Below are 11,710 nucleotides of genomic sequence, written 5' to 3' on the forward strand. Positions count from 1 at the left end.
GAGGTCTTCATGTCCGGACACCCCATCCTCCCCGCCGACCCGATCACGCTGCCGCTGCTGCCGCTGCGTGACGTGGTCGTGTTCCCGCACATGGTCATCCCGCTGTTCGTCGGGCGTCCCAAGTCCATCAAGGCGCTGGAAGCCGCGATGGAGGCGGGCCGTCAGATCATGCTGGTGGCCCAGAAGGCCGCCGGCAAGGACGAGCCCAAGCCCGAAGACATGTTCGAGGTCGGCTGCGTCTCCAGCATCCTGCAGATGCTGAAGCTGCCCGACGGCACCGTGAAGGTGCTGGTCGAAGGCCTGCAGCGCGCCACCACCAGCTCCATCACGGAGCCCGGCGAGCACTTCGTCGCCGAAGTCACGCCCATCCCGCCCGAGACCGAGCACGCGCCCGAAGTCGAGGCCCTGCGCCGCGCCGTGACGCAGCAGTTCGACCAGTACGTCAAGCTCAACAAGAAGATCCCGCCCGAGATCCTCACGTCCATCGGCGGCATCGACGACCCGGGCCGCCTGGCCGACACCATCGCCGCCCATCTGCCGCTCAAGCTCGACGCCAAGCAGGCCGTGCTGGACCTGGCCGACGTGGCCAAGCGCCTGGAAAAGTTGCTCGACCTGCTTGAGCATGAAGTCGACATCCTGCAGGTCGAGAAGCGCATCCGTGGCCGCGTCAAGCGCCAGATGGAGAAGAGCCAGCGCGAGTACTACCTGAACGAGCAGGTCAAGGCCATCCAGAAGGAGCTTGGCGACGGCGAGGACGGCGCCGACATGGAGGAGCTCGAGAAGAAGATCCTCGCCGCCAAGATGCCCAAGGAGGCGCGCAAGAAGGCCGACGCCGAGCTGAAGAAGCTCAAGCTGATGTCGCCGATGTCCGCCGAAGCCACGGTGGTGCGCAACTACATCGATACCCTGGTCAACCTGCCCTGGAGCAAGAAGACCAAGATCAAGCACGACCTCAAGAACGCCGAGGACGTGCTGAACGAAGACCACTATGGCCTCGAGAAGGTCAAGGATCGCATCCTCGAATACCTCGCGGTGCAACAGCGCGTCGACAAGGTCAAGGCGCCCATCCTCTGCCTGGTCGGCCCCCCGGGTGTCGGCAAGACCTCGCTCGGCCAGAGCGTGGCGCGCGCCACCGGCCGCAAGTTCATCCGCATGGCGCTGGGCGGCGTGCGCGATGAAGCCGAGATCCGCGGCCACCGCCGCACCTACATCGGCTCCATGCCGGGCAAGGTGCTGCAGTCGCTGACCAAGGTGGGTACGCGCAACCCGCTGTTCCTGCTCGACGAGATCGACAAGCTGGGCATGGACTTCCGTGGCGACCCGTCCTCGGCGCTGCTGGAGGTGCTGGACCCCGAGCAGAACCACACCTTTGGTGACCACTACATCGAGGTCGACTTCGACCTGTCCGACGTGATGTTCGTCGCCACGTCCAACTCGATGAACATCCCGCCGGCGCTGCTGGACCGGATGGAAGTGATCCGCCTGTCGGGCTACACCGAGGACGAGAAGGTCAACATCGCGCAGACCTACCTGCTGCCCAAGCAACGCAAGAACAACGGCGTGCTGGACGAGGAGCTCGAAGTCACCGAGTCGGCCGTGCGCGGCGTGATCCGCTACTACACGCGGGAAGCGGGTGTGCGTTCGCTCGAGCGCGAGATGTCCAAGATCTGCCGCAAGGTGGTGAAGGGCATCCAGCTCAAGACCTACGACAGCAAGGTCGTCGTCACGGAGGACAACCTCCACGAGTTCCTCGGCGTGCGCAAGTACGACTTCGGTCGTGCCGAGAAGAAGAACCAGGTCGGCCAGGTCGTCGGCCTCGCGTGGACCGAGGTGGGCGGCGATCTGCTGACCATCGAGGCGACCGCGATGCCGGGCAAGGGCAACATCATCCGCACGGGATCGCTGGGCGACGTGATGAAGGAGTCCGTCGAGGCCGCCCGCACCGTGGTGCGCTCGCGCGCTCGCCGCCTGGGCATCAAGGACGAGGTCTTCGAGAAGCGTGACGTGCACGTGCACGTGCCGGACGGCGCCACGCCCAAGGACGGCCCGAGCGCGGGTGCGGCGATGACGACGGCCTTCGTGTCGGCGCTGACGGGCATCCCCGTGCGTGCCGATGTCGCGATGACCGGCGAGATCACGCTGCGCGGCGAAGTCACCGCCATCGGTGGCCTCAAGGAGAAGCTGCTGGCGGCCCACCGTGGTGGCATCAAGACCGTGATGATCCCGGAAGAGAACGTCAAGGATCTGCAGGACATTCCGGAGAACGTGAAGAACCAGCTCGAGATCGTGCCGGTGCGCTGGATCGAACGGGTGCTCGAAGTCGCGCTGGAGGCCGCGCCGACGCCGCTGCCTGACGAGGAAGTGCCCGTGGCCGCGGCCAAGCCGGAAGAGGGCGCGGCCAAGAGCGTGACGGTGCCGCACTGAAAAATTGTGATTCGCTTGCAATCGGGCCGAAAACTGGATTAAACTTCCAGCTTCGCTAGATCGCTGACAGAAATCGAAGAGGTGTAGCGAAATTGCCCGGCGAAAGCCGAAGCAATGCGGGTGTAGCTCAGTTGGTAGAGCGCAACCTTGCCAAGGTTGAGGTCACGAGTTCGAGCCTCGTTACCCGCTCCAGGTTCCAGAGAAGGGAAGCCCCGGCTTCCCTTTTTCATCAGTAGTTGTCGACGTCGCACCAACGGCGTTGATTTGGGTTTTACGGCGGCGCGGTAGCAAAGCGGTTATGCCCCGGATTGCAAATCCGGTTAGTCCGGTTCGACTCCGGACCGCGCCTCCAAAATAGACACCATGCGGGTGTAGCTCAGTTGGTAGAGCGCAACCTTGCCAAGGTTGAGGTCACGAGTTCGAGCCTCGTTACCCGCTCCAGACAAATCGGTCGCACCGATGTCCAGCCCCGGCAGGCTGAACGAAATGCGCGGGTGTAGCTCAGTTGGTAGAGCGCAACCTTGCCAAGGTTGAGGTCACGAGTTCGAGCCTCGTTACCCGCTCCAAATTCACGGGAGATTCGAGCAATCGGGTCTCCCGTTTTCTTTTGTGCGGCCGCAGATAATCCGGCCCGCGGCCCGGGTGGCGAAATCGGTAAACGCAGCGGACTTAAAATCCGCCGCCCTCAACAGGCGTACGGGTTCAAGTCCCGTCCCGGGCACCACAGTCGCGCTGAGCCGGCCGGGAGGCGGGCTTCACACAAACGTGTTCACATGGCGGCCGATGTTGCCCTCCGTGGTCAGTGCGGGCTGCTGGGGCAGTGCGTTCAGCAGCGCGACGGCGCCCTCGGCTTGCGTCTGCAGGGCCTGCTTGAGCACCAGCATGCTGGCGGCGACCCGAACGCTGCCGGGCTCGCCGCTGGAGGCGCTGTTCACGACCGCGGTGACGCTGGCGGAATTGGCGATGTTCATTCGTTCCCTATCGGCCGTCCCGGCACCGACTTGAGCGTCGAATTCAGCGCGCCGCCGGCCAGCGGCGCACGTCCGGTTCGCGCCAGCCCAGCACGTGCGCTATCCAGCCACGCAGCGCGGTCGGGTCGCCGCTGGTGTCGATGTGCAGCGCAGGAGGTCCGGCGTCTGGTTGCCACAAGTCTGCGGCCCGGCGGGCGACGGCGGTCTCGATGCGCAGCAACTGCACGTCGGCGCCCAGCGCCTCGTGCCACAGAGGCTCAATCAGCGGGTAATGCGTGCAGCCCAGCAGCGCCGTGTCGACGCCCGCCGCGCGCAGCGGCTCGCAGTGCTGCCTGACCAGCGCGCGCAGTTCGGCGCTGTCGAGATCGCCGGCTTCGATGTGGTCGACGATGCCCGGGCAGCCCTGGACGACGACCTGCCGGTCGCCGGCATGGCGTTCGATCAGGGCCAGCAGTCTTTCGCTGGCGGCCGTGGCGGCCGTGGCCAGCAGGCCGATGCGGCCGTTGCGCGAGGCCGCGACGGCGGGCTTGATGCCGGGCTCGGTGCCGACGAAGGGCAGGTCGGGCCAGCGCGCACGCAAGGCCTCGATGGCATGGGCCGTGGCGGTGTTGCACGCGATGACGATGAGGCCGGCGCCTTGCTCGACGAGGTGCTCGGTGATGGCGAAGCTGCGGGCGCGGATGTCATCTGGCGTGCGGCTGCCGTACGGGGCGTACGCGGTGTCGGCCAGGTAGCGTAGCGGGGCGGTGGGCAGCAGCGTGCGCAACTCGCGCAGCACCGTGAAGCCGCCGACGCCGGAATCGAAAACGCCGATCTCGCGGCGCGTGGGGGAGTCTGTCTGCATGGGCAAAAGCAGTCTAGCTTCACGGATTCGAGAGGCCTCTCCAAAAAGACTTGTCTCGACGCTGACGGCGCCATGGCTAGAATCGAACGATCGTGCTTTTTTCTGCACGGCTCCGCCCGGAGCGCCCCGTAGAATCCGATTAACGTTTACGTCAATTCGAGCTGGAGTTTTCGATGAAGGTCTTGGTCCCTGTCAAACGTGTCGTGGACTACAACGTCAAGGTGCGCGTGAAGAGCGACGGCACGGGCGTTGATATCGCCAACGTCAAGATGTCGATGAACCCCTTCGACGAGATCGCCGTCGAAGAGGCCGTGCGCCTGAAGGAGAAGGGCGCCGTCACCGAGGTGATCGCCGTGTCCTGCGGCGTCACGCAGTGCCAGGAAACGCTGCGCACGGCGATGGCCATCGGCGCCGACCGCGCCATCCTCGTCGAGACCGACGCCGAGCTGCAGCCGCTGGCCGTCGCCAAGCTGCTGAAGGCGCTGGTGGACAAGGAGCAGCCGGGCCTGGTGATCCTGGGCAAGCAGGCCATCGACGACGATTGCAACCAGACCGGCCAGATGCTCGCCGCGCTGACCGGCATGCCGCAAGGCACGTTCGCGTCCAAGGTGGAAGTGGCCGGCGACAAGGTCAACGTGACGCGCGAAGTGGACGGCGGCCTCGAGACCGTGGCCCTGAGCCTGCCGGCCGTGGTGACGACCGACCTGCGCCTGAACGAGCCGCGTTACGTGACGCTGCCCAACATCATGAAGGCGAAGAAGAAGCCGCTGGAAACCGTGAAGCCGGCCGACCTGGGCGTGGACGTGGCGCCGCGCATCAAGACGCTGAAGGTCAGCGAGCCGCCCAAGCGCGGTGCGGGCGTGAAGGTGCCCGACGTCGCCACGCTGGTGACCAAGCTGAAGACCGAAGCCAAGGTCATCTAAGCCGTATCGAATCTGGAGACTTTGACATGACCGCACTCGTCATTGCCGAACACGACAACGCCTCGATCAAGGGCGCCACGCTGAACACCGTCACCGCTGCTGCCGCCCTCGGTGGCGACGTGCACGTGCTGGTGGCCGGCCACAACGCCGGTGCCGCCGCTGCGGCGGCCGCGCAGATCGCCGGTGTGGCCAAGGTGCTGCACGCCGACTCGGCCGCACTGGCCGAGGGCCTGGCCGAGAACGTCGCCGCCCAGGTGATCGCACTGGCCTCGGGCTACAGCCACATCCTCTTCCCGGCCACCGCCTCGGGCAAGAACGTGGCGCCGCGCGTCGCGGCCCTGCTGGACGTGGGCCAGATCAGCGACATCACCAAGGTCGTCAGCGCCGACACCTTCGAGCGCCCGATCTACGCTGGCAACGCCATCGCCACCGTGCAGAGCGCCGATGCCGTCAAGGTCATCACCGTGCGCACGACCGGCTTCGACCCGGCCGCCGCCACCGGTGGTGCCGCCGCGGTGGAATCTGCCGCTGCGGCTGCCGACAGCGGCAAGAGCAGCTTCGTCGGCCGTGAGGTGACGAAGAGCGACCGCCCCGAGCTGACCGCCGCCAAGATCATCGTGTCGGGCGGCCGCGCGCTGGGCTCGAACGAGAAGTTCATGGAAGTGCTGACGCCGCTGGCCGACAAGCTGGGCGCTGCCCTCGGTGCCTCGCGTGCCGCCGTCGACGCGGGCTACGCGCCCAACGACTGGCAGGTCGGCCAGACCGGCAAGATCGTCGCGCCGCAGCTGTACGTGGCGGCCGGCATCTCCGGCGCCATCCAGCATCTGGCCGGCATGAAGGACTCCAAGGTCATCGTCGCCATCAACAAGGACCCGGAAGCCCCGATCTTCTCGGTGGCCGACTACGGCCTCGAAGCCGACCTGTTCACGGCCGTGCCGGAACTCGTCAACGCGCTGTAAACCGCAAGCCGACTGCACCGGGCGCCCCGACTCCGGTCGTTGCGGCGCCCTTTTTGTATCCGCCCGGAGGAACAAATGAGTTACCAAGCCCCCGTCAAGGACATGCTCTTCAACATCCAGCACCTGGCTGGCCTGGAGACGCTGACCGAGCAGATCCCCGCCTTTGCCGACTTCGGCCTGGACACTGCCGGCGCCGTGCTGGAGGAATGCGCCAAGCTGACGCAGGACGTCATCGCCCCGCTGAACTGGGAAGGCGACAAGAACCCGTCGTTCTGGAAGGACGGCCAGGTCACGACGACGCCCGGCTTCAAGGACGCTTTCCGCGCCTATGCCGAGGGTGGCTGGCAGGGCCTGCAGCACCCGACCGACTTCGGCGGCCAAGGCGCGCCCAAGACCATCGCCGCCGCCTGCAACGAGATGCTGCAGGCCGCCAACATGAGCTTCGCGCTGTGCCCGCTGCTGACCGACGGCGCCGTCGAGGCCTTGCTGACGGCTGGCAGCGACGAGCAGCGCGCCACCTTCATCCCCAAGCTGCTGGACGGCTCGTGGACCGGCACGATGAACCTGACCGAGCCGCAGGCGGGCTCGGACCTGGCGCTGGTGCGCACGCGTGCCGAGCCGCAAGGTGACGGCACCTACAAGATCTTCGGCACCAAGATCTTCATCACCTACGGTGAGCACGACATGGCCGAGAACATCGTCCACCTCGTGCTGGCCCGCGTGGCCGGTGCGCCGGAGGGCGTGAAGGGCATCAGTCTGTTCCTGGTGCCGAAGTTCCTCGTCAACGCCGACGGTTCCCTCGGCGCGCGCAACGACGCGCACTGCGTGTCCATCGAGCACAAGATGGGCATCAAGGCCAGCCCCACGGCCGTGCTGCAGTTCGGCGATCATGGCGGCGCCATCGGCACGCTGATCGGCCAGGAGAACCGCGGCCTGGAGTACATGTTCATCATGATGAACGCCGCCCGCTACGGCGTGGGCGTGCAGGGCATCGGCATTGCCGACCGCGCCTACCAGAAGGCCGTCGCCTACGCCAAGGACCGCGTGCAGTCGCGTCCGGTGGATGGCTCCAAGCCCGGCAGCGCCGCCATCATTCACCACCCCGACGTGCGTCGCATGCTGATGACGATGCGCGCGCTCACCGAGGGCTGCCGCGCCATGGCGAGCACGGCCGCGGCCGCCTTCGACGCAGCCCACCATCACCCCGACGCCGACGCCCGCAAGCAGAACCAGGCCTTCTACGACTTCATGGTGCCGCTGGTGAAGGGCTACAGCACCGAGATGAGCCTGGAAGTCACGTCGCTGGGCGTGCAGGTGCACGGCGGCATGGGCTTCATCGAGGAAACCGGCGCGGCGCAGTACTACCGCGACGCCAAGATCCTGACCATCTACGAAGGCACCACTGCCATCCAGGCCAACGACCTCGTCGGCCGCAAGACGGCGCGCGATGGCGGCCAGCTGGCGCGCGCGGTGGCGGCGCAGATCGAGGTGACTGAAAGCCAACTGGCCAAGCGTGACAGCGCCGCTGCAAAGGCTGTCCTGAAGGCGCTGCGCGCGTCGCGAGAGGACTATCTCGCCGCCGTCGACTTCATTGCCGGCGCAGCCAAGGGCAACCCCAACGCGGCCTATGCCGGTTCGGTGCCCTACCTGATGCTGGCGGGCAACCTCGTCGCCGGTTGGCAGCTCGCCCGTGCGCTGCTCGTGGCCGAAGACGCCTTGGCGACTGACAAGCCCTTCATGGAAGCCAAGATCGCCACCGCGCGCTTCTACGCCGAGCACATCCTGCCGCGCACCGGCGCGCTGCGCAGTGCCATCGTCGATGGCGCCGACAGCGTGACCGAACTGAGCCTCGACGCTTTCTGACGGAGACATCCCCTTGGCATTGCCCGACATCCTGAAGAACCTGCCGCTGCCGGTCATCGGCTCGCCGCTGTTCATCATCAGCAACCCCAAGCTCGTCATCGAGCAGTGCAAGGCCGGCGTCGTCGGCTCCATGCCGGCGCTGAACGCGCGCCCGGCCGAGCTGCTCGACGAGTGGCTGGCCGAAATCACGGAGACGCTGGCGGCCTACAACAAGGCCAACCCTGACCGTCCGGCCGCGCCGTTCGCGATCAACCAGATCGTGCACAAGAGCAACGAGCGGCTGGAGCACGACATGCAGGTGTGCGCCAAGTACAAGGTGCCCATCATCATCACGAGCCTCGGCGCGCGTGAAGACGTGAACCAGGCGGTGCACGGCTGGGGCGGCATCGTGCTGCACGACATCATCAACAACAAGTTCGCGAAGAAGGCCATCGAGAAGGGCGCCGACGGCCTGATTGCCGTGGCGGCCGGCGCGGGCGGCCATGCGGGCGTGAAGAGCCCGTTCGCGCTGATCCAGGAGATCCGCGAATGGTTCGACGGCCCGCTGGCGCTGTCGGGCTCGATGGCCACCGGCGACGCGGTGCTGGCCGCACAGGCCATGGGCGCGGACCTGGCCTACATCGGCTCGGCCTTCATCGCCACTGAAGAGGCCCGGGCGGCCGCCGAGTACAAGCAGATGATCGTCGCCAGCAACAGCGACGACATCGTCTACAGCAACCTCTTCACCGGCGTGCACGGCAACTATCTGCGCGGCTCGGTCGTGGCGGCCGGCCTGGACCCGGACAACCTGCCCGAGAGCGACCCCAGCAAGATGAACTTCGGCGGCGGCGCGGCCAAGGCCTGGAAGGACATCTGGGGCAGCGGTCAGGGCATCGGCGCTGTCAAGCAGGTGCTGCCGGCGGCCGAGCTGATTGCGCGGCTCAAGCGCGAATACGCCGCCGCGCGCGCGCGCCTGGCGCTGAACTGAGCTGGATGCGCCCATGTCGAACGGCCGCCCTCGGGCGGCCGTTTGCTTTGGTGGGTTTCCTGTCCCTGATGCGGGCGACTCATGAAAACGGCATGCACGGGTTTCCCATGAAACCGCTTTCGAGCCGTTCCCGGGAGGATTCGGCGCGAACATGAAAGCGCTTTCAAATTGTGCTTTCAACGTGGCCTGACTCCGGCGGCGGCTGCCCGCTGGTGAGTGCTGTGGGCCTGTTGCAGCCGAGCTCCGGCCCTCGGGAATCGCGTCGTTGGGGCCTCTGAACGACCCGCCATCCGCAGGCGGGCAAGGAGACACAGGTGAATCTTGTTCTACGTTGCTTGCGCCTGCTCGGCGCGTGTTGGTGGCTGGCCGTCGGGCTGCTCGGCGCCATGCCGGCCCTGGCCCAGGACTACACACAGGGCGTGGAGGTCAGCGGCAGCACCGCCACGATCTGGTTCAAATCCAATGTGTCGACCAGCTGGGTCGACGCGCACTACAGCATCAACAACGGCGCGCAGCAGAACGTCCGCATGACGGCCGCCAACGGCCGCTACGAGCAGAAGGTGACGGTCGCCAGCGGCAACGTCATCGGCTACTGGTTCACCTACAACAACGGCACACCGGCGTACGACACGCCCAGGTTCACCTACACGGTGAATGGCGACACCGCGGCCAGCGGCCCGGTCTGCTTCTATGCCGACGTCAACTACACCGGCGCCAGCCTGTGCGTCAGCGCCGATTCAAGCTGGATCGGCTCTGCCTGGAACGACCGCGTGTCGTCGGTCAAGGTGCAGGCGGGCTACCAGGTCACGCTGTTCAATGACATCAACTACGGCGGCAGTTCGCTGGCGCTGACGGCCAGCGAGCCCAACCTCGTCAACCGTGGTTTCAACGACCTGACCTCGTCCTTCCGCGTGGGCACCAGCGCCACCAGCTGGAATGGCCGCACCACCTTCAACATCGTCAACCAGACCGGCGGCCGCTGGACCGACGATCAGGTCTACTGGGCCATCATTGGCCGTGACTGGTCCACCGGCAAGTTCGTGCGCGTGGATGCCGCGGGCAACCTGATCCCGATGTCCACGGCCGACAACGGCGCGCTGACGAAGAACGGCGTCACCTACACCAATTACTTCCACAAACTCAGCAACACGCGCTCCATCACCATCCCGGCGCTGGACTCGGCGCGCGTGCTGATGTCGGTGGGCTCGCCGATGTACATCCGCGTCGTCATCGACGGCAACGGCAACGTCGGCTACGCCGGCGCCAACATCGAGAACCCGACCGATCCCAACATCGACGTCTACTTCGACTTCGGCGAGATGGCCATCATCCCGCAGGGCAAGCCGGACCAGGGCATCTTCATCAACACGACGCGGGTGGATCACTTCGGCTTCCCGCTGAAGCTGCGCGTGCAGGGCCTGGGCGGCTACGACCAGACCGTGGGCGAGGCGCTGGCCGAGACGCGCGACCAACTGTTCAGCAAGTTCATCGCCGAGGTGCCGTCGCAGTTCAAGCACCTGGCGCAGGCGCCGTATGCGCCGTACCGCATCATGGCGCCAGCCCACGCCACGTTCAAACCCGGCGCGGCCAATGCCAACTATCTGCAGCCCTACATCGACGCCGTGTGGGCCCGCTACCGCAACGAAGACCTCGTCTTCACGCTGCAGAACCTGGGCACCTTCCGTGGCCGCGTCAGCGGTGACCGCTTCACGTTCACGGGCGGCTCGACGGCGGGCACGTTCTACATCAACGGCAAGCCCGACACCGCCATGGTGCTGCTGGGTGCGGGCCTGCTGGCCGATGCCAGCGGCAACCCCACCAACATCGGCACGCAGCTGCAGATTCAGGCGCAGATCTGTGCCGCGCTGAACCGCCACGTGATGGAGACGCCGGCCAACTGGTACGTGCAGTCGGCCCACTACCCGACCGGCCAGCTGGGCAACTGGTTCGCGAAGTTCTGGCACGACCACAGCATCAACAAGAAGGCCTATGGCTTTGCCTACGACGACGTGGGCGACTTCAGCCCGTCGCTGCACACGCAGGCGCCGACGACGGTGACCTACACGATCGGCTGGTGACGAGGTGGGCCGGGCGCGCGGTCAGCGCTTGTTGATGCGCCAGACCGGCAGCGTCCAGCCCGTCCACAGCGCCACGCCGCGCAGCGCCACCGCGGTTGCGGCGGCGGCGCTGATCGTGGCCCACTGCGGCCAGCCCAGTGCCGCCGCAGCCACCAGCACCCAGGCGCCGACGAAGCTGCACAGCGCGTAGGGCCGGTGGTCGTGGAACGCGGCCGGGATCTCGTTGCAGACGATGTCACGCAGCACGCCGCCGAAGGTGGCCGTGATAACGCCCATCAGCACCGCGACGATGGCCGGCATGCCGGCGTCCAGCGCCACCAGTGTGCCGTTGGCGGTGAACAGGCCCAGGCCCAGCGCGTCGGGCCACTGGATGGCGCGCTCGGTCAGTGCCAGGTGGCGTCGGCGCATGAACAGCATGGCCGCCAGGCACAGGCCCATCAGTGCCCACAGCCAGTCGGCATGTTCCACCCAGAAGAACGGGCGCCGGTCCAGCAGCACATCGCGCAGCGTGCCGCCACCGAAGGCCGACAGGCCGGCGACGATGCACAGGCCGACGACGTCCAGCTGCTTGCGCGCGCCGGCCAGCAGGCCGGACAGCGCGAAGGCGAGGGTGGCCGTGATCTCGACGGCGGATTGCAGCGTGGAGAAGTTGATGACGGGAGGTTTCATGAAGGCAGGCGC

Annotated in this window: 9 protein-coding genes and 5 tRNA genes; 11 read left to right on the forward strand and 3 right to left on the reverse strand. The window is 66.5% G+C overall.

The genetic code is table 11. From position 1 onward, the window contains the following. The first annotated feature begins 9 nt into the window (after nt 1–9). From lon to ACG04Q_RS14305, 6 genes are all read left to right on the forward strand, one after another. A complete protein-coding gene (gene lon, locus ACG04Q_RS14280) occupies nt 10–2,424 on the forward strand; it encodes an endopeptidase La (RefSeq protein WP_394511603.1) in 2,415 nt (804 codons plus the stop codon). A gap of 116 nt (nt 2,425–2,540) precedes the next feature. Beyond that, nucleotides 2,541–2,616 (forward strand) — tRNA-Gly (locus ACG04Q_RS14285). 86 nt (nt 2,617–2,702) lie between these two features. Beyond that, nucleotides 2,703–2,776: transfer RNA gene (locus ACG04Q_RS14290), tRNA-Cys, on the forward strand. Nucleotides 2,777–2,789: 13 nt separating this feature from the next. Next, a tRNA-Gly gene (locus tag ACG04Q_RS14295) sits at nt 2,790–2,865 on the forward strand. 49 nt (nt 2,866–2,914) lie between these two features. Further along, nucleotides 2,915–2,990 (forward strand) — tRNA-Gly (locus ACG04Q_RS14300). Nucleotides 2,991–3,060: 70 nt separating this feature from the next. Continuing rightward, a tRNA-Leu gene (locus ACG04Q_RS14305) sits at nt 3,061–3,148 on the forward strand. A gap of 31 nt (nt 3,149–3,179) precedes the next feature. Here ACG04Q_RS14305 and ACG04Q_RS14310 read toward each other — a convergent pair. Then, complete coding sequence (locus tag ACG04Q_RS14310; RefSeq protein ID WP_394511604.1) at nt 3,180–3,395, reverse strand: putative motility protein; 216 nt, start codon at nt 3,393–3,395, stop codon at nt 3,180–3,182. A gap of 43 nt (nt 3,396–3,438) precedes the next feature. After that, entirely contained in the window at nt 3,439–4,239 is an 801-nt protein-coding gene (gene murI, locus ACG04Q_RS14315; RefSeq protein WP_394511605.1) for a glutamate racemase, read from the reverse strand. Between the two features lie 173 nt (nt 4,240–4,412). Between murI and ACG04Q_RS14320 the strand changes: the two genes are divergently transcribed. The 5 genes from ACG04Q_RS14320 (at nt 4,413) to ACG04Q_RS14340 (ending at nt 11,029) form a co-directional block, all read left to right on the forward strand. Continuing rightward, nucleotides 4,413–5,162, forward strand: a complete 750-nt coding sequence (locus tag ACG04Q_RS14320) for an electron transfer flavoprotein subunit beta/FixA family protein (RefSeq protein WP_394511606.1) — start codon at nt 4,413–4,415, stop codon at nt 5,160–5,162. A gap of 26 nt (nt 5,163–5,188) precedes the next feature. Next, complete coding sequence (locus ACG04Q_RS14325) at nt 5,189–6,121, forward strand: electron transfer flavoprotein subunit alpha/FixB family protein (RefSeq protein ID WP_394511607.1); 933 nt, start codon at nt 5,189–5,191, stop codon at nt 6,119–6,121. Between the two features lie 75 nt (nt 6,122–6,196). Beyond that, nucleotides 6,197–7,984: an acyl-CoA dehydrogenase gene (locus tag ACG04Q_RS14330; RefSeq protein ID WP_394511608.1), complete on the forward strand. Its 1,788-nt coding sequence runs from the start codon at nt 6,197–6,199 to the stop codon at nt 7,982–7,984. 13 nt (nt 7,985–7,997) lie between these two features. Then, on the forward strand, nt 7,998–8,951 hold the full coding sequence (locus tag ACG04Q_RS14335; protein WP_394511609.1) for an NAD(P)H-dependent flavin oxidoreductase: 954 nt from the start codon (nt 7,998–8,000) through the stop codon (nt 8,949–8,951). Nucleotides 8,952–9,337: 386 nt separating this feature from the next. Continuing rightward, entirely contained in the window at nt 9,338–11,029 is a 1,692-nt protein-coding gene (locus ACG04Q_RS14340; RefSeq protein ID WP_394511610.1) for a beta-1,3-glucanase family protein, read from the forward strand. 21 nt (nt 11,030–11,050) lie between these two features. Here the strand turns inward: ACG04Q_RS14340 and ACG04Q_RS14345 are convergent, their stop codons facing one another. Continuing rightward, a complete protein-coding gene (locus tag ACG04Q_RS14345; RefSeq protein ID WP_394511611.1) occupies nt 11,051–11,698 on the reverse strand; it encodes a trimeric intracellular cation channel family protein in 648 nt (215 codons plus the stop codon). Nucleotides 11,699–11,710 lie beyond the last annotated feature (12 nt).

It is taken from the genome of Pelomonas lactea (genome assembly GCF_043555885.1).
Classification (GTDB): Bacteria; Pseudomonadota; Gammaproteobacteria; order Burkholderiales; family Burkholderiaceae_C; genus Pelomonas; species Pelomonas lactea.

Excerpts from the sequence above, each read along its gene's own strand:
- lon (WP_394511603.1), top strand. The coding sequence starts at position 10 with ATGTCCGGACACCCCATCCTCCCCGCCGACCCGATCACGCTGCCGCTG.
- ACG04Q_RS14310 (WP_394511604.1), bottom strand. The coding sequence starts at position 3,395 with ATGAACATCGCCAATTCCGCCAGCGTCACCGCGGTCGTGAACAGCGCC.
- murI (WP_394511605.1), bottom strand. The coding sequence starts at position 4,239 with ATGCAGACAGACTCCCCCACGCGCCGCGAGATCGGCGTTTTCGATTCC.
- ACG04Q_RS14320 (WP_394511606.1), top strand. The coding sequence starts at position 4,413 with ATGAAGGTCTTGGTCCCTGTCAAACGTGTCGTGGACTACAACGTCAAG.
- ACG04Q_RS14325 (WP_394511607.1), top strand. The coding sequence starts at position 5,189 with ATGACCGCACTCGTCATTGCCGAACACGACAACGCCTCGATCAAGGGC.
- ACG04Q_RS14330 (WP_394511608.1), top strand. The coding sequence starts at position 6,197 with ATGAGTTACCAAGCCCCCGTCAAGGACATGCTCTTCAACATCCAGCAC.
- ACG04Q_RS14340 (WP_394511610.1), top strand. The coding sequence starts at position 9,338 with ATGCCGGCCCTGGCCCAGGACTACACACAGGGCGTGGAGGTCAGCGGC.
- ACG04Q_RS14345 (WP_394511611.1), bottom strand. The coding sequence starts at position 11,698 with ATGAAACCTCCCGTCATCAACTTCTCCACGCTGCAATCCGCCGTCGAG.